Source organism: Streptomyces sp. NPDC088732 (assembly GCF_044751205.1).
GTDB lineage: Bacteria > Actinomycetota > Actinomycetes > Streptomycetales > Streptomycetaceae > Actinacidiphila.
Map to the genome: position 1 here is coordinate 89,280 of NZ_JBIVLI010000016.1, position 14,573 is coordinate 103,852.

General features: G+C 74.6%; 17 protein-coding genes. 6 read left to right on the forward strand and 11 right to left on the reverse strand.

All coding sequences use genetic code 11. From position 1 onward, the window contains the following. Positions 1-20: 20 nt before the first annotated feature. On the forward strand, positions 21-965 hold the full coding sequence (locus ACIP9H_RS26150; protein WP_401588633.1) for a ribose-phosphate diphosphokinase: 945 nt from the start codon (positions 21-23) through the stop codon (positions 963-965). Here the strand turns inward: ACIP9H_RS26150 and ACIP9H_RS26155 are convergent, their stop codons facing one another. The 6 genes from ACIP9H_RS26155 to ACIP9H_RS26180 form a co-directional block, all read right to left on the reverse strand. After that, positions 966-1,178 (reverse strand): hypothetical protein, encoded by a 213-nt coding sequence (locus tag ACIP9H_RS26155; RefSeq protein WP_401588630.1) that lies wholly within the window; start codon positions 1,176-1,178, stop codon positions 966-968. It lies immediately after the preceding gene. Continuing rightward, positions 1,175-1,558 (reverse strand): hypothetical protein, encoded by a 384-nt coding sequence (locus tag ACIP9H_RS26160; protein ID WP_401588627.1) that lies wholly within the window; start codon positions 1,556-1,558, stop codon positions 1,175-1,177. The genes ACIP9H_RS26155 and ACIP9H_RS26160 overlap by 4 nt, the downstream gene beginning before the upstream one ends. A 53-nt stretch (positions 1,559-1,611) precedes the next feature. Beyond that, positions 1,612-3,111: a sensor histidine kinase gene (locus ACIP9H_RS26165; RefSeq protein ID WP_401588625.1), complete on the reverse strand. Its 1,500-nt coding sequence runs from the start codon at positions 3,109-3,111 to the stop codon at positions 1,612-1,614. Continuing rightward, positions 3,108-3,821, reverse strand: coding sequence for a response regulator transcription factor (locus tag ACIP9H_RS26170; RefSeq protein WP_401588623.1), 714 nt, complete (start codon positions 3,819-3,821; stop codon positions 3,108-3,110). Before ACIP9H_RS26170 ends, ACIP9H_RS26165 begins: the two co-directional genes overlap by 4 nt. A gap of 271 nt (positions 3,822-4,092) precedes the next feature. Next, positions 4,093-5,907, reverse strand: coding sequence for an APC family permease (locus ACIP9H_RS26175; RefSeq protein ID WP_401588620.1), 1,815 nt, complete (start codon positions 5,905-5,907; stop codon positions 4,093-4,095). Further along, positions 5,904-7,184, reverse strand: a complete 1,281-nt coding sequence (locus tag ACIP9H_RS26180; protein ID WP_401588618.1) for a hypothetical protein — start codon at positions 7,182-7,184, stop codon at positions 5,904-5,906. Before ACIP9H_RS26180 ends, ACIP9H_RS26175 begins: the two co-directional genes overlap by 4 nt. Before the next feature lie 98 nt (positions 7,185-7,282). Between ACIP9H_RS26180 and ACIP9H_RS26185 the strand changes: the two genes are divergently transcribed. After that, on the forward strand, positions 7,283-7,774 hold the full coding sequence (locus ACIP9H_RS26185) for a hypothetical protein (protein ID WP_401588615.1): 492 nt from the start codon (positions 7,283-7,285) through the stop codon (positions 7,772-7,774). Here ACIP9H_RS26185 and ACIP9H_RS26190 read toward each other — a convergent pair. Continuing rightward, positions 7,740-8,633, reverse strand: a complete 894-nt coding sequence (locus ACIP9H_RS26190) for a YhjD/YihY/BrkB family envelope integrity protein (RefSeq protein ID WP_401588612.1) — start codon at positions 8,631-8,633, stop codon at positions 7,740-7,742. The two genes, ACIP9H_RS26185 and ACIP9H_RS26190, sit on opposite strands and share 35 nt — an antisense overlap. Before the next feature lie 223 nt (positions 8,634-8,856). Between ACIP9H_RS26190 and ACIP9H_RS26195 the strand changes: the two genes are divergently transcribed. Continuing rightward, positions 8,857-9,294, forward strand: coding sequence for a glyoxalase superfamily protein (locus ACIP9H_RS26195; RefSeq protein ID WP_401588609.1), 438 nt, complete (start codon positions 8,857-8,859; stop codon positions 9,292-9,294). Positions 9,295-9,300: 6 nt separating this feature from the next. On the opposite strand, the gene ACIP9H_RS26200 is transcribed toward ACIP9H_RS26195, so the two are convergent. The 4 genes from ACIP9H_RS26200 to ACIP9H_RS26215 all read right to left on the reverse strand — a co-directional run bounded on the left by ACIP9H_RS26200 (position 9,301) and on the right by ACIP9H_RS26215 (position 11,599). Then, entirely contained in the window at positions 9,301-9,702 is a 402-nt protein-coding gene (locus ACIP9H_RS26200; RefSeq protein ID WP_401588606.1) for a DUF1992 domain-containing protein, read from the reverse strand. A 26-nt stretch (positions 9,703-9,728) separates the two neighbouring features. Then, the gene (locus ACIP9H_RS26205) at positions 9,729-10,529 is read right to left on the reverse strand and encodes a VOC family protein (RefSeq protein ID WP_401588603.1); all 801 of its coding nucleotides are present in this window, start codon (positions 10,527-10,529) and stop codon (positions 9,729-9,731) included. A gap of 103 nt (positions 10,530-10,632) precedes the next feature. Further along, the gene (locus ACIP9H_RS26210; protein WP_401588601.1) at positions 10,633-11,100 is read right to left on the reverse strand and encodes a MazG nucleotide pyrophosphohydrolase domain-containing protein; all 468 of its coding nucleotides are present in this window, start codon (positions 11,098-11,100) and stop codon (positions 10,633-10,635) included. Between the two features lie 19 nt (positions 11,101-11,119). Next, positions 11,120-11,599 (reverse strand): molybdopterin-dependent oxidoreductase, encoded by a 480-nt coding sequence (locus ACIP9H_RS26215; protein ID WP_401588598.1) that lies wholly within the window; start codon positions 11,597-11,599, stop codon positions 11,120-11,122. A 174-nt stretch (positions 11,600-11,773) separates the two neighbouring features. Here ACIP9H_RS26215 and modA point away from each other — a divergent pair, with 174 nt between their 5' ends. The 3 genes from modA to ACIP9H_RS26230 are packed head-to-tail and all read left to right on the forward strand — an operon-like array spanning position 11,774 to position 14,530. Continuing rightward, a complete protein-coding gene (gene modA / locus ACIP9H_RS26220) occupies positions 11,774-12,631 on the forward strand; it encodes a molybdate ABC transporter substrate-binding protein (protein ID WP_401588596.1) in 858 nt (285 codons plus the stop codon). A 13-nt stretch (positions 12,632-12,644) separates the two neighbouring features. Beyond that, positions 12,645-13,484, forward strand: coding sequence for an ABC transporter permease (locus ACIP9H_RS26225; RefSeq protein ID WP_401588593.1), 840 nt, complete (start codon positions 12,645-12,647; stop codon positions 13,482-13,484). Continuing rightward, the gene (locus tag ACIP9H_RS26230; RefSeq protein ID WP_401588874.1) at positions 13,466-14,530 is read left to right on the forward strand and encodes an ABC transporter ATP-binding protein; all 1,065 of its coding nucleotides are present in this window, start codon (positions 13,466-13,468) and stop codon (positions 14,528-14,530) included. The genes ACIP9H_RS26225 and ACIP9H_RS26230 overlap by 19 nt, the downstream gene beginning before the upstream one ends. Positions 14,531-14,573: the final 43 nt, after the last annotated feature.

Sequence of the window (14,573 nt, forward strand, 5' to 3'; positions counted from 1 at the left end):
CCGCCCGTAGGATGCGCAGCGTGCGCGACATCGCGGTTTTCAGCGGCAGTGCCCATCCTCAACTCGCCTCCGAGCTCTGCGCCCACCTGGGGGTGAAGCTCAGCCCGGCGCGGGTCAGCCGGTTCGCCAACGACTGCCTGGAAGTGCAGTTGCAGGCCAACTGCCGCGAGCGGGACGTCTTCCTGATCCAGCCGCTGGTGGCGCCCGTCCAGGAGCACCTGGTGGAGCTGCTGTTGATGTGCGACGCGGCACGGGGCGCGTCCGCGGCACGGATCACCGTGGTGATGCCGCACTACTCCTACGCGCGGTCCGACAAGAAGGACGCCCCCCGCATCTCCATCGGGGGGCGTCTGGTCGCCGATCTGCTGGTCGCGGCGGGCGCGAGCCGCGTGCTCGCCATGACGCTGCACTCCCCGCAGGTGCACGGCTTCTTCAGCGTGCCCGTCGACCATCTGCACGCGCTGCGCGAACTGGCGGCGCACTTCCGCGGGTACGACCTGTCCCGTGCCACGGTCGTCTCGCCGGACCTGGGCAACGCCAAGGAGGCGGCCGCGTTCGCCCGGATGCTGGGTGTGCCGGTCGCGGCGGGGGCCAAGCAGCGCTTCGCCGACGACCGGGTGAGCATCAGCGCGGTGATCGGCGAGATCGCCGGGCGGGACGTGATCGTCCTGGACGACGAGATCGCCAAGGGCAGCACGGTGCTGGAACTGCTGGAACGGCTGCGGGAACTGGGCGCCCGCTCGATTCGCGTCGCCTGCACGCACGGCCTGTTCGCGGCGGGCGCCCTGAAGCGCCTGTCGGAGGAGCCGGACGTGCTGGAGATCGTGTGCACCGACACCGTGCCCGTCCCCGAGGCGCAGCGCACGGCGAAGCTGACGGTGCTGTCCGTGGCGCCGGCGCTGGCCGAGGCCGTGCGCCGGATCCACGACGGCGAATCGGTGAGCGCCCTGTTCGACCCGGCCTGATCAGCCGTCGCCGCGGGCCGCGTCGGCGTCCGCGCGGGCGGCCGCGCTCTCGGCGTCGTCCACGATCCGGCTGAGGTCGGAGGGGACCGGGGCGACGGAGGCGGGACCGCCGGACGGGGCGGGCGCGGCGCTGCCGGACGGCTCGCAGGCGGTCAGCAGGGCGGTGCAGGCCGCGGCGGCGGCGGCCAGGGCGGCGGCGCGGCGGCGGGTCACGAGGCGGCGCCGTCGTGGTGCGCGGCGCACCAGTCCTGGACCTTGCCGAGGTCCGTGCGCCGCTGCTGCAGCGTCGGCACCAGGGAGGTGCGGAAGGTGAGCCGGTCGTTGAGGTACGTCTCGATCTCCGTGTGGCCGGCCGCCTTGGCGTTGTCGACGCGCTGCTGGAGGCGATTGACCGAACCGCGCTGCGTGACGGGCCCGTTCAGCCGCTTCAGTGCCCGGTCGATGCGGGCGTCGATCCGGTCGGCGCGCTTGCACAGCGCCTTGGCCCCGTCGCCCTTCGGGCCCGGCGCGGTGGTAGCGGCGCCGGCCGGGGCGGCGAGTCCCAGCACGGTGACGACGGTGGCGAGGGCCACGGCGGTGGTACGGCGTCGCATGACGTCCTCCTTCGGGTCGCGGGGACGCGGAGCACGCCCCTCGGACCGGAAAGCTAGGGAGCGTCTTTGTGGAAACCCTGTGGCTCCTCACGCCGTTGCGCCGACAGCCAGTCGCGGCGCAGCAGTGGCAGCGTCGGCTCGCCGCCGCGGACCCCGCTGAGCGGCAGCCGTATCTCGAAGCGCGCGCCCGGCCCGCCGTCGGGGCGGTCCGCGACGGCGACCGTGCCGCGGTGGAGGGCGATCTGCTGGGCGACCAGGGTGAGTCCGAGGCCGGAACCGGGGCTGCCGGGGCGGTGGTGGAAGCGTTCGAAGACCGCCGCGCGGGCCTCGGGCGGGACGCCGGGGCCGTGGTCGTCGACGGTGAGGACGACCGCGGGGGCCCGCTCGTCGCGGCTGCGCCGCAGGACGACCTCGACGGCGGGCGGGCCGCTCGCCGGGCGGCCGTGGACGAGCGCGTTGGTCAGCAGGTTGTCGGTCAGGGAGCGCAGTCCCTGCTCCCAGCCGCGCACGAGCAGCCCCGGGGCGGTGGTGACGCTCACCCGGGCCTCGGGGTGGCGGCGGCGCAGCCCGGCGACAGCGGCGTCCACGAGTTCGCCCGCGTCGACCGGCACGAAGGTGTCCTCCTCGACCAGGTCGCCCTGGGCGAGGGCGCGCAGCATCACCAGCAGGCCGAGTACGCGGGCGTGTTCGGCGCGCAGGTCGGCCAGCACCTCGGCGCGGTCGCCGCCGGGCAGGTCGGGGTACCGGGTCAGGATGTCGAGGTTGGTGCCGATGCTCATGAGCGGGTTGCGCAGTTCGTGGGAGGCGGTGGCCGCGAACGAGCGGGCGGTGGCGAGGGCTTCGCCGGTCCGGGCGGCCTGCTCGTCGTAGCGGGACAGCACCGTCTGCAGGGTGCGCGCCAGGTCGTCGACCTCGGTGAGCCGGGTCGGGGTGTGCTCCAGGCGGGCCGCGCTGACCCGCGGGTCGAGTCCGCCCGCGCGCTGCTGGAGCCGGCGCAGCGGTCGTACGGCCCGGCCGGCGGCGGCCCAGGCCAGCAGCCCGGACAGGGGTGCGGCGAGCAGGGCGACGGTCAGCACGCGCAGGCGGACCCGCCGCAGTTGGGCCTCGGTCGCCGCGTCGGGCGAGAAGACCCACAGCGTGCCGGTGGCCGCCTTGCGCGAGCCGGCCACCGGCCGCGACAGCACGCGCCAGCGCACGCCCCCGGCGCCGACCGTGACGGGGCGGGGCGCGGCGGCGGGCAGCACGACCGAGGCGGCGGGCAGCGGGCCGCCCTCGACGGTGCCGTCCGGGCCGGTGAGCCGGATGCCGACGTCGAGCGCCGAGGCGAACAGCCGTCGGCTGCGGGCCTGTTCGGCCGCGGGGCGGTCGGCCGCGCTGACCCGCAGCAGGGCGCGGGCGTCCGGCGCGACCGCCGCGGCCCGCTCCCGCAGGTGCGCGTCCTGCTGGGCGTGCAGGTCCGAGGCGACCAGCCGGATGAGCAGCGCGCCGGAGGCCAGCACGAGCAGCGGCACCACGGCGCCCACGGCGAGGGCGACCCGTGTCGACAGCCTCATGGCCGGCCGCCCGTGCGGTCGTCGCGCAGGACGAAGCCGACGCCCCGCACCGTGTGGAGGATGCGCGGGCGGCCGCCGGCCTCCAGCTTGCGCCGCAGGTAGCTGACGAAGGTGTCGACGGCGTCGGTGCGCACGTCGAAGTCGTAGCCCCAGACGCGGTCGAGCAACTGGTCGCGGGTCATCACCAGTCCCGCGTTGCGGGCCAGGACCTCCAGCAGCTCGAACTCGCGCCGGGTGAGCGCCAGCGGCTGCCCGTCCAGGCGCGCCTGCCGGGTCGCCGGGTCGACGAGCAGGCCGCCGGCCCGCACCGTGTCGGAGGGCGCGGGCGGGCGGCGGCGCAGCAGGGCGTGCAGCCGCAGTACGAGCTCCTCCAGGGCGAACGGCTTGACCAGGTAGTCGTCGCCGCCCGCCTGGAGTCCGGCGACCCGGTCGGCGAGTTCGTCGAGGGCGGAGAGCATCAGCACGGGGACCTCGTTGTGCTCCGCCCGCAGGGTCCGGCAGACCTCGATCCCGCTGAGGTCCGGCATGGAGATGTCGAGTACGACCACGTCGGGCGCGCCCTCGCGGACGGCGCCGAGCGCGGCGTGCCCGCCGGCGGCCAGGGCCACCGAGAAGCCGCCGAGCCGCAGCCCCCGCTCCAGGGACCTGCGTATGGCGGCGTCGTCGTCGGCGACCAGGACGCGGCCGCCGGTGTGCGCATCGGTTCTCACGGCGGTGATGGTAGGCGCAGCGGCCCCGGCGGGAATGATGCGGCGCCCGCCCCCGGGCCCGGTGCGCCGTCGGGCGTCCCTGACAGGCCGTCGCGCCGGGAGGCCGTCCCGTCGCCCGGTGCAGCGCGGCGGGCCGGGCGGGCGGGTGCTCCAGCGCGGCCCGCGACAGCGTCGGCGCCGCACCGAAGGCCGCACTCCGCAGCACCTCGGACGCGCCGCCGTACAGCCCCGGCCCGGAACGGTTGCCGGGCGGCGGGGCCACCCGCCGCCGTCAGATGTCGAGGCGGTACGGCACCAGGCAGACCACCACGTCGGTCCGGGCCCGCAGGACGGTGGCGAGCAGGATGCCGCGCTGGTTCTGCAGGATGCGGTAGCGGCGGTGCCGGGGCTCGACCTCCGGGATGAGCACGGCGACCTGCCGCCCGCCGACGGCGGCCCGCTTGACGTAGGCGAGGATCGGCTGCACCAGGGAGCGGTGCGGGCTCTCGATGACGTCCAGGCGCACCCCGGGGTGCCAGCGCTCCCAGGTCTCCAGCAGGCTGCGGCTCTTCTCCGGGTCGCAGTGCACGGCGACGACCACCACCTCGTCGCCGAGCGCCATGGCCGCGGTCAGCGCGTGCCGGGCGAGCCGGCTGACCTCGCCCAGCGGCACGATGACCAGGCTGTCGGTGCGCCGCGGGGCGTCGGGGATCTGCCCGGGCCTGAGTTCCTCGCGGACCCGCGCGTAGTACCGCTCGATGCGGGCGAACAGCAGCATCAGCAGCGGCACCGCGATGACGACCACCCAGGCGCCCTCCAGGAACTTGCTGGTCAGCAGGATCACCCCGGCGAGCGCGGTCAGCAGTGCCCCCAGGCCGTTGAGCAGCGCCCGGGACAGCCAGCCGCGCGGCCGGGCGCCGGCCCAGTGCCGCACCAGGCCGGTCTGGCTGACGGTGAAGCCGATGAACACGCCGATCGCGTACAGCGGGATCAGCCGCTGGGTGTCGGCGTCCACGACGATCAGCAGGACCGCCGCCACCACCCCGAGGGCCACCACCCCGTAGCGGTAGACCGGCCGTTCGGCGCGCAGCCCGAAGACGTGCGGCAGCCGGTCGTCGCGCGCCAGCAGGCTCATCAGCACGGGCAGCCCGCCGAAGCTGGTGTTCGCGGCCAGGCCCAGGACGAACGTCACGATGAGGTTGGTCGCGTAGTAGGGCCAGCCGTCCCCGAAGGAACCGGCGGTGAGCTGCGCCAGGATCGTCACGCCGCCGCGCGGCGCCACCTCGTCGCGCCGGATCAGGAAGCCGAGCCCGACGAGCATCAGCGCCAGCAGCACGCCGAGCATCAGCTCGGTCCGCTGGGCGCGCCGCACCTTGGGCGGCCGGAAGGCCGGCACGGCGTTGGCGATGGCCTCCACGCCGGTGAGCGCGGAGCAGCCGGAGGAGAACGCCTTCAGGAGCAGCAGCAGGCTCAGCGCCTCGGTGGCGTGCGTGGCCTGCGCGGTGCCGACGACCGCCACCGGATGGGAGCGCAGCAGGCCCACGACCACAACCGCGCCGATGCTGAGGACGAACAGCACCGCGGGCAGCATCAGCACCCGTGCGCTGTCCGCGACGCCCCGCAGGTTCACCAGGGTGATCAGGCCGAGGCCGCCCAGGCAGATCTCCAGCAGGTACGGCGTCAGGGACGGGAAGGCGGAGGCGAGGCTGGCCGCGCCGGCCGCCAGGCTGACGGCGACGGTGAGCACGTAGTCCACGACCAGGCTGGCCGCGGCCAGCAGGCTGACCCCCCGTCCGAGGTCCTTCTTGGCGACCGCGTAGGACCCGCCGCCGTCCGGGTGGACGGCGATGACCTGCCCGTAGGAGATCACCAGCACGACCAGCAGTGCGGCGATGACCAGCATGACCGGCAGCGTCGCGGACAGTGCCGCCGTGCCGGCCGCGATGAGGACGACGACGATCGACTCCGGGCCGTACGCCACCGAGCTGAGCGCGTCCAGCGACAGCGCCGCCAGCCCCTGGAGGCTGGTGAGCCGCGACTTGTCGCCCTCGCCGTGCAGCAGCGGGACCTTGGGCCGCACTTGGCGGCGCGCCAGTCCGAACGTCATGACCGCACCGGACGGGCCAGGAACTCGACCGCGGCGAGGACGAGGACGACGGCCAGCGCGAGCCAGACGACGACCCAGCCCGTCGGGTACGACCAGAAGGCGAGCACGAGCCCCGCCGCCGCGACGACGACCCAGGCGACCAGGACCTTGTGCCGGGCCAGCCACGGGCCGACGGGTCCGGTCCGCATTCCCGCCCGCTCCGCGGCGTCCCCCGCGGCGCCGAGCACGGACTCCCAGACCCCGCGCACCCGGACGGCGTACCGCCCGGGGCCGCTGAGCCATGCCCCGAGCGCCACGACCACGCCGAGCACGATCACGGCGCGGACGGTTCCGCGCAGGAAGCGGATCAGGGTGTCGTAGACGGTCGCCGCCGCGGGCTGCGAGACGCTCGCGGGCAGTGCGTCCAGGTACAGCGTCCGGAACACGGTCAGGGCCACGCCGAGCACCAGGGCGGCCCCGGCGAAACCGAGCGCCGCGGCGACCAGGGAGCGGCGGCGCCGCGCGGCGAGCAGCACGCCCACCGCGGCCAGGACGACGGTGAGGACCGGCAGCCAGAAGCCGACGAGTTGCAGCAGCCGGAACGCGGTTCTGATCTTCCCGATCTTCTCCGAGCGGACGACGGTGAAGTCGGTGTGGACCTGCGGGATCTTCGCGGCGATCGTGACGCCCGCGTCGACCAGGCGCTGCTTGACCCGGTCGATGACCGGGGCCAGGTCGATCGCGACGGTGTCGTTGGTGAGCCGCACCGCGCCGCCGCCCTGGCCGGTGAGGGCCTTGTCGACGGTGGCGTGGACGCGGCGGTTGGCCTCCACCCACAGCGTCCGGAAGGCCTCGCTGCGCACGACCCGTTCGGCCGCGCTGTGCACCAGGCTCTCCAGGCCGCTGGTCAGGGGGCCGGACAGCCGGGTCAGGAGGGTGTCGAGTCGCGGGCGGTCGGCCGGGGCGACCTCGTCCAGCAGGGATTTCAGGTCGATGTGCTGCATGACGGCGCCGGTGATGCGGTTCGCGGCGGCGTCCTGGACGTCGCGGTCGGAGGCGAGGGGCGCCACGGTGGCGACGTAGCGGTCGGTGTCGCCGATCTGCGAGTTCACCCAGACGGCCAGGGCGCTGAGCGGGACGAGGACGCAGGCGAGGACGATCAGCAGCGCGGAGAAGAAGGCCCTGACCGGGTGGTGCCGGCGGCGGCCGGCGGGCGCCGGGGCCTCACGCGCCTCCAGCGCGGCCAGCCGGGCGCGCAGTCCGGCGAGGTCATCGCCCTCGGGGTCCGTGCCTGCCATCTCCTCGCCCCTTTTCCCTGACCACGCGCCACGGTCATTTAATCCGTATTGTGCAGGATGTGCCATATGAGGCGTCAGAAGCGGTACGGAGGCAGGCGATGACCCCAGACAACCGGTGGCGCGCGATGTGCGCGGCGGCCGTACTGACCGTCACGGCAGGTGCCGCGAGCGGCTGCTCGGACGGCAGCCGACTCCCCTCCGTCGACAGGTCCCGTGCCGCCTCCGCCGCGTCCTCCCTGGCCGCCCGCGGAGGGGAAGCCCTGGCGTCGGCGACCGCCGCGGCGGCCTCGGAGCTCGCCCGCGTCAAGGGCGGCGTCGACGCCAAGGCCGACATCCGCCTCGGCACCGTCGCCACGGCCCATGGCGAGGGCCGGGCCACCGTCCCCGTCACCGCCACCAACAACGGCGCGAAGCAGGCCACTTACACCGTGCAGGTCTCCTTCCGCGACGCCGGCGGCAAGCTGCTCGACGCGGTCGTCGTCACCGTCCCCGGCGTCCCCGCCCACGGCAACGCCCACGCCACCGCCCGCAGCCACCGCGACCTCACCGGCACCGTCAGGGCGACCGTGGACGCCGCCCTCCGCCACTGACCCCCGCGGGCGGCTGCTCGGGGGAAAGGACGGCGCCGAAGGTGATGCACACCGCGACCGCGACGCAGGCGGCGATGAGGCAGGACAGCAGCGTGAAGACCGAGCCGAGCGAACCGTAGGCCTCCAGGCTGCGGTTGAGGGCCCGGGGAACGTAGAGCGGGGCGGCGAGGTACGCGACCTCCAGGACCGCCGCGGTGAGGACGGCACCGGGGAACAGCCGCCGCCAGCCGACCCGCCCCCCGAGCAGCAGGTGCTGCGTCCACCACCACACGGCGATGCCGCACGCCAGCGACAGGGGGACGCCCAGCCACTCGCCGACACCGAAGGCGTCCCGCAGGGGACCCAGCAGGAAGACGACGACCAGCATCGTCACGACCCAGGCGAACCACCGCCACACCGCGATCCGGGCAGCGGACTTCGGCAGCCGCCAGGCCCGTTCGCAGACCCGCTGCATCGACCGGCTGCACGCGGTCGCGGACAGCAGCACCATGAGGCTGCCCACCGCGCCGACCGTCTCCCGCAGATTGCCCGCCTCGGCCTCCGCCAGCCGGCTCAACTGCTGCTGCGACGCGCCGTCCAGCCCCAGCAGGACCTCCAGCGAGTCGAAGATGTCGCGGCGCAGGTCGTCGGGCGCGAGGGAGGTGACGACAAAAATTAGCGGCACGGCGGTGAGGAAGACCTGCGCCGCCAGCCGGGTCCCGGCGTCGAGGACGTTCACGGTCAGCAGCCGCGCGGCCAGCCGGGTGATGACCGGGAACCGCCGCTCGGCACCCCCGCGCAGCTCCCGCGCCCGGCGCGGCAGACCGGCACGCACGGCACGGAGCCCGTCCCGGATCCCGCCCCGCGGCCGGTCTGTCATCCTCCGACTATTTTTCAGCCCACCCCGTCCCGCAACCGGGGACCCTCCGGGTCCGCCCGAGCGGACGGCGCACCGTCGCCACCGGCCCGCAGCCCCCTGCGCCGCCGCCCGCCGCGGCGCCCCCCGTTCCCCGGAACGGACCGGCACGCACGATGGGCGAAGTGACCGCGGGTCCGTCCGCGCGCGTGGCACGATCCGTAGCACCGACGGAAGGGGACGCCCCATGGATCTCAGGCTGGAACTCGTGCTGCTGCCGGTCACCGACGTCGACCGCGCCAAGGCCTTCTACAGCGAGCAGCTCGGCTTCGCCGTGCATGTCGACCACCGGGCGGGCGACGACTTCCGGGTCGTCCAGCTCGACCCGCCCGGGTCCGGGTGCTCGGTCGCGGTGGGCAAGGGCATCACGGACGCGGCGCCCGGTTCGGTGCGCGGACTGCACCTCGTCGTCGACGACATCGAGGCCGCGCACGCGGAGTTGACCGCCCGCGGTGTCACCGTGAGCGCCGTACGGCACATGACGCCGGCCGGCTGGGTGGACGGCACCGACCCGGACCGCACCCCGTACAACTCCTTCGCCGACTTCGCGGACCCCGACGGCAACACCTGGGTGCTCCAGGAAGTGCGCCGCGGGCGGGAGGACGGGGCCCGGTCCGCGGAATGACCCGGGTCAGGGCTGATTCCGCTCCCGCCATTCGGCCACGACCTGGTCGACGTCGAAGGGCCTCAGCCCGAGCGGCGGACCGGGCGGCGGCATGCGCAGCGCCGCGCGGATCTTGTCGTTGACGCCGTCCAGGATGGCCCGGACCAGGCGTTCGGACGGGGCTTTGCGCGCCTTGGCCAGGGCGTCCTCGGCCTCCTTGCGCAGCGCGAGGGCGGGCGGCAGCGGGCTCAGGCCCTCGCGGGCCATCTTCCGCCGGATCCACCACAGCTCGTCGTAGGGCTCGTCCAGCGAGGGCAGCGGCCTGCCCGCCCCGGGCAGGTCCTCGAAGGCGCCGCGTTCGGCGGCGTCGCGGATCTGGTGGTCGACCCACGACTCGAACGGGACACCGGGTGGTTTGCGCTCCGTCATGCCCCCGATTCTCCCCCGGACCCCGCTCAGGCGGGAGGTGCCGGGGTCAGCAGGACGAAGTCCGCACCCGACGGGTCGAGGCAGACCGCCAGCCGGCCGACGCCCTCGGCGTCCTCGGGGCCCATCTGGAGCGCACCGCCGTTGCCGGTGACGCGGGCGACGACGTCGTCGCAGTCCTCGGCGGCGAAGACCGGGTGCCAGTAGGGACGCCCGTCGTTCAGCGTGAGGAACTCCGGGGCCATCTCCATCAGCCCGCCCTGCATCCGTTCCTGGCTCTCCCCGGCGGGTGTGATCACGGTGTACGTGGCCCCGCTCCCGCCGGGCAGCGGCATGTCGTCGGTCTTCCAGCCGAAGAGGGAGCCGTAGAACTCCTTCGCGGCCGCCGCGTCCGTCGTGTACAGCTCGGTCCAGCACAGGGAGCCCGGCAGGTCGGCGGTGCCGAAGCCCTGGGTCCCCCGCGGCTGCCACACGGCGAACTCGGCGCCCAGCGGGTCGGTGAGCTGCGCCAGCCTGCCGGCGTCCTGTACGTCGTGCGGCTCCCGCCGCACCGAGGCGCCCGCCCGCATCGCGGCCCAGGTGGTCACCTCGACGTCGAGGGCGCGGAAGTAGATCATCCACGCGGGGCGGGCGCCCTCCTCGGTGAGCCGGCCGACCGCGCCCACCGTCCGCCCGTGCAGCCGGAAGAGGCCGAAATCGGCGTCCTCCAGGGCGAACCGCTCGAAGTCCCAGCCGAAGACCGCGCCGTAGAAGGCGGCCGCGGCATCCACGTCCGGCGCCCCGAGGTCCACCCAGCACGGCGAACCGGGGACGAAGTCTGTGGTGATCATGGCGCTCCCTTCGGCGGGGTCCGACCCTGGTTATCCCAGCGTGACACCAGGGCCCGGCCGCGGCACGGGAGGCCGCGCCCGCCCCGCCGCCGCGGCCCGTGCGCTAGGCCCCGGGGGGCGTCCAGCCCTGGGCACGCAGTACCCCGGCGACGTCCGGGGCGCGGTAGTGCTCGCCCTTGAGGACCTTGCCGTCGGCGCGCAGCGCCGGACGCCCGTCGGGGCCCAGTTTGGACATGTTGGCGCGGTGCACCTCGGCGATCACGGCGTCGAGGTCGATGCCGTGGACCAGCGCCGTGCCGTACGCGATGTAGACCACGTCGGCCAGCTCGTGCGCGAGGTGGGGCAGCGAGCCCTCGGCGGAGGCCTCCGCGACCTCGGCCACCTCCTCCGCCAGCAGGTCCTGGCGGTGGGCGGCGTGCGCGGGGGAGATCTCGGCGGGGGCGGAGCGCACGTCGAGGCCGAAGGCGGTGTGGAAGGCGCGGACGAGACCGGCGGGTGAGACGGAAGTGACAGGTGATGCGGGTGTTGCGTCAGGGGCGGAGGAAGAGGACGAGGGGGAGGAGGCGTGCATCCGGCCGATCGTACGGGGATCAGGCCGCCGCGGCGCCCGTGTACCCGCCGTCCACCCGGATCGCGGTGATGCCGCTGATGTGCCGTGCCCCGCACCGGTCCTGGGGGAGCACCAGCTGCGGGCCCGAGCCGTCGAGCGGTGTGCCGTCGATACGGGTGGCCAGCAGCACCGCGGCCCGCCCGAAGTCGGGGTCGATCTCGCCCCAGGACAGCAGGGCGTGGTGGCCGTCGGCGCCGGTGACGACGATGAGGAAGCGCAGCCGGTCCTTGCGCCGGGCCGGGTCGAAGGCGGGGCCCGCGGCGCACAGCACCTCGTGCAGCAGCGGCCCCTCGAAGCGGTGGTGCTGCGTCCCGCTGGTCGCGCACTCGAAGCTGACCCGCGCCTCGTGCTGGGGCCAGGCGCGCAGATCGCGCACGGTGAGCGGGGCGGGGCGGGCGAGGTCGCCGCTCAGCACGAATCCGGCGAGCTGCGGCTGTGGCGCGGGAACGGGCGCGGTCACGGGCATGCACCTCCCGCTCAACGGTACCCACGCGGACCACCCGCAGAAACGCAGGTACGGGATGAGTTGTCGAATCGTCTGGCTAATGCAATGCATCAGGGACCTCCGGTGCCGCACCTGCGGCATATCATCGATCACTGGCGCGACCACTTACCGAGGGGGAATGACCACGTGATGAACCGTTCCGTGCACCGCCGGACCCGGGCTGTGCAGCTGGCCGTCGGAGGCACCGCGGTGCTGCTGGCCCTGAGCGCCTGCTCCTCCGGCGACGACTCGTCGGACGCCTCTGCGTCCTCCTCGCCCTCGGCGGCCTCGTCGTCCTCGGCCGACACCTCGGCCTCGCCCGCCGACAACCTCACGGGCACGGTCACGGTCTTCGCCGCGGCCTCGCTCAAGGAGACCTTCACCGAGCTGGGCAAGCAGTTCGAGGCCGCGCACCCCGGTGCGAAGGTGGCCTTCAACTTCGGCGGCAGCGACACGCTCGCCGCGAGCATCACCTCGGGCGCCCCGGCCGATGTCTTCGCGGCCGCCTCCCCGAAGACGATGAAGATCGTCACCGACGCGAACGACGCCTCCGGGGAGCCGGAGACCTTCGTGCGCAACCAGCTGGAGATCGCGGTCGTCCCCGGCAACCCCAAGAAGGTCGACGCCCTCAAGGACCTCACCGCCTCCGGCCTCAAGGTCGCCCTGTGCGCCAAGGAGGTGCCCTGCGGCGCCGCCGCCCAGAAGGCGCTGGACGCGGGCGGCCTGAAGCTCACGCCGGTCTCCTACGAGCAGGACGTCAAGAGCGCGCTGACCAAGGTCGAGCTCAAGGAGGTCGACGCCTCGCTGGTCTACAAGACCGATGTGAAGGCCGCCGGTGGCAAGGTGGAGGGCGTGGAGTTCCCCGAGTCCGCCAAGGTCATCAACGACTACCCCATCGTCCTGCTCAAGGACGCCCCCAACGCCGAGGCCGCCAAGGCCTTCATCGCCCTGGTGGAGTCCCCCGAGGGCGCCAAGGTGCTGAGCGCCGCGGGCTTCCTCAACCCGTGACGGACGACAGCCTGTGACGGACGACGTCCTCGGCAGCGCGGCCGGCCCCGTGAAGGCCCGGCCGCGCCGTCACCGTTCCCCGGTGCCGCTGCCCCTGCTGCTGCCCGCGCTGGTCGGCCTCGCCTTCCTGGTGCTGCCGCTCGCCGGGCTGCTGGTGCGCACCCCGTGGAGCGAGCTCCCGCACCAGCTGACCAGCCCCGGGGTGTGGCAGGCGCTGCGGCTGTCGCTGGTCTGCGCGACCTGCGCGACCGCGGTGACGCTCGTGCTGGGCGTGCCCCTGGCCTGGCTGCTGGCACGCACCGAGTTCCCCGGGCGCCGCGTGGTACGGGCGCTGGTGACGCTGCCGCTGGTGCTGCCCCCGGTCGTCGGCGGTGTCGCCCTGCTGCTGGCGCTGGGCCGCAACGGCGTCGTGGGCCGGTACCTGGACCAGTGGTTCGGGCTCACGCTGCCGTTCACCACGACCGGGGTGATCGTCGCCGAGGCGTTCGTGGCCATGCCGTTCCTGGTGATCAGCGTGGAGGGCACGCTGCGCGCCGCCGACCCCCGCTACGAGGAGGCCGCCACCACGCTCGGCGCCTCCCGCTTCACCGCGTTCCGCCGCGTCACACTGCCGCTGATCGCCCCGGGCATCGCCGCCGGGTCCGTCCTGGCGTGGGCGCGCGCGCTCGGCGAGTTCGGCGCCACCATCACCTTCGCCGGCAACTTCCCCGGCCGCACCCAGACGATGCCGCTGGCCGTCTACCTGGCCCTGCAGAGCGACCCGGCCGCGGCCATCGCGCTGAGCCTCGTCCTGCTCGCCGTCTCCGTCGCGGTCCTCGCCGGACTGCGCGACCGCTGGATGGCGGCCGCGTGAGCGACACGGACGGCCTGCTGGCCGAACTCCTCGTCGAGCGGGGCACGTTCCGCCTGGACGTCGCCCTGACCGCCGCCCCCGGCGAGGTCCTGGCGCTGCTCGGGCCCAACGGCGCGGGCAAGACCACCGCGCTGCGCGCCCTGGCCGGGCTGACGCCGCTGACCGGCGGACGGCTGCTGCTGGACGGGACGGAACTGGACGGGATGCCGCCCGAGACCCGCCCGGTCGGCGTGGTCTTCCAGGACTACCTGCTCTTCCCGCACCTGTCCGCGCTGGAGAACGTGGCCTTCGGCCCGCGCTGCCGGGGCGTGCCGAAGGCGCGGGCGCGCACCGAGGCCGCCGCGTGGCTGGAGCGCATGGGGCTGGCCGAGCACGCCGCGGCCCGGCCGCGGCGGCTGTCCGGGGGGCAGGCGCAGCGCGTCGCCCTGGCCCGTGCGCTGGCGACCCGGCCGCGGCTGCTGCTGCTGGACGAGCCGCTGGCCGCGCTGGACGCCCGCACCCGGCTGGAGGTCCGCTCGCAACTGCGGCGCCATCTGGCGGAGTTCGAGGCGGTGGCCGTGCTGGTGACGCACGACCCGCTGGACGCGATGGTGCTGGCCGACCGGCTGGTCGTCATCGAGGACGGCCGCGCCGTCCAGGAGGGCACCCCGGCCGAGGTCGCCCGCCGCCCCCGCACGGACTACATCGCGCACCTGGTGGGTCTCAACCTCTACCGGGGCGAGGGCGCGGGCCTCGCCGTGACGCTCCCCGGCGGACCGGCGATCACCACAGCCGACGCTTTGACGGGCCCGGCCTTCGCGGCGTTCCCGCCCGACGCGGTCACGCTGTACCGGGAGCGGCCCGCCGGTACGAGCGCCCGCAACCTGTGGCACGGCAAGGTGGCCGGTCTGGAGTCCCGCGGCGACCGCATCCGTGTCGACGTCGAGGGCGAACTCCCGCTCGCCGCCGACCTGTCGACCGCCGCGACCGCCGAACTCGGCCTCCACCCGGGGGCCGAGGTCTGGGCCACCGTCAAGGCCGCCCAGGTGCACGCCTATCCGGCGTGACCCGGGCGGCCCCTCGGGAGGTACCGGCCGGGCACCGCCGGGG

What these genes read in the sequence shown, in the direction of transcription:
- ACIP9H_RS26160 (WP_401588627.1), bottom strand. Translation starts at nt 1,558, where the DNA reads ATGCGACGCCGTACCACCGCCGTGGCCCTCGCCACCGTCGTCACCGTG.
- ACIP9H_RS26165 (WP_401588625.1), bottom strand. Translation starts at nt 3,111, where the DNA reads ATGAGGCTGTCGACACGGGTCGCCCTCGCCGTGGGCGCCGTGGTGCCG.
- ACIP9H_RS26175 (WP_401588620.1), bottom strand. Translation starts at nt 5,907, where the DNA reads ATGACGTTCGGACTGGCGCGCCGCCAAGTGCGGCCCAAGGTCCCGCTG.
- ACIP9H_RS26180 (WP_401588618.1), bottom strand. Translation starts at nt 7,184, where the DNA reads ATGGCAGGCACGGACCCCGAGGGCGATGACCTCGCCGGACTGCGCGCC.
- ACIP9H_RS26185 (WP_401588615.1), top strand. Translation starts at nt 7,283, where the DNA reads ATGACCCCAGACAACCGGTGGCGCGCGATGTGCGCGGCGGCCGTACTG.
- ACIP9H_RS26190 (WP_401588612.1), bottom strand. Translation starts at nt 8,633, where the DNA reads ATGACAGACCGGCCGCGGGGCGGGATCCGGGACGGGCTCCGTGCCGTG.
- ACIP9H_RS26195 (WP_401588609.1), top strand. Translation starts at nt 8,857, where the DNA reads ATGGATCTCAGGCTGGAACTCGTGCTGCTGCCGGTCACCGACGTCGAC.
- ACIP9H_RS26200 (WP_401588606.1), bottom strand. Translation starts at nt 9,702, where the DNA reads ATGACGGAGCGCAAACCACCCGGTGTCCCGTTCGAGTCGTGGGTCGAC.
- ACIP9H_RS26205 (WP_401588603.1), bottom strand. Translation starts at nt 10,529, where the DNA reads ATGATCACCACAGACTTCGTCCCCGGTTCGCCGTGCTGGGTGGACCTC.
- ACIP9H_RS26210 (WP_401588601.1), bottom strand. Translation starts at nt 11,100, where the DNA reads ATGCACGCCTCCTCCCCCTCGTCCTCTTCCTCCGCCCCTGACGCAACA.
- modA (WP_401588596.1), top strand. Translation starts at nt 11,774, where the DNA reads ATGAACCGTTCCGTGCACCGCCGGACCCGGGCTGTGCAGCTGGCCGTC.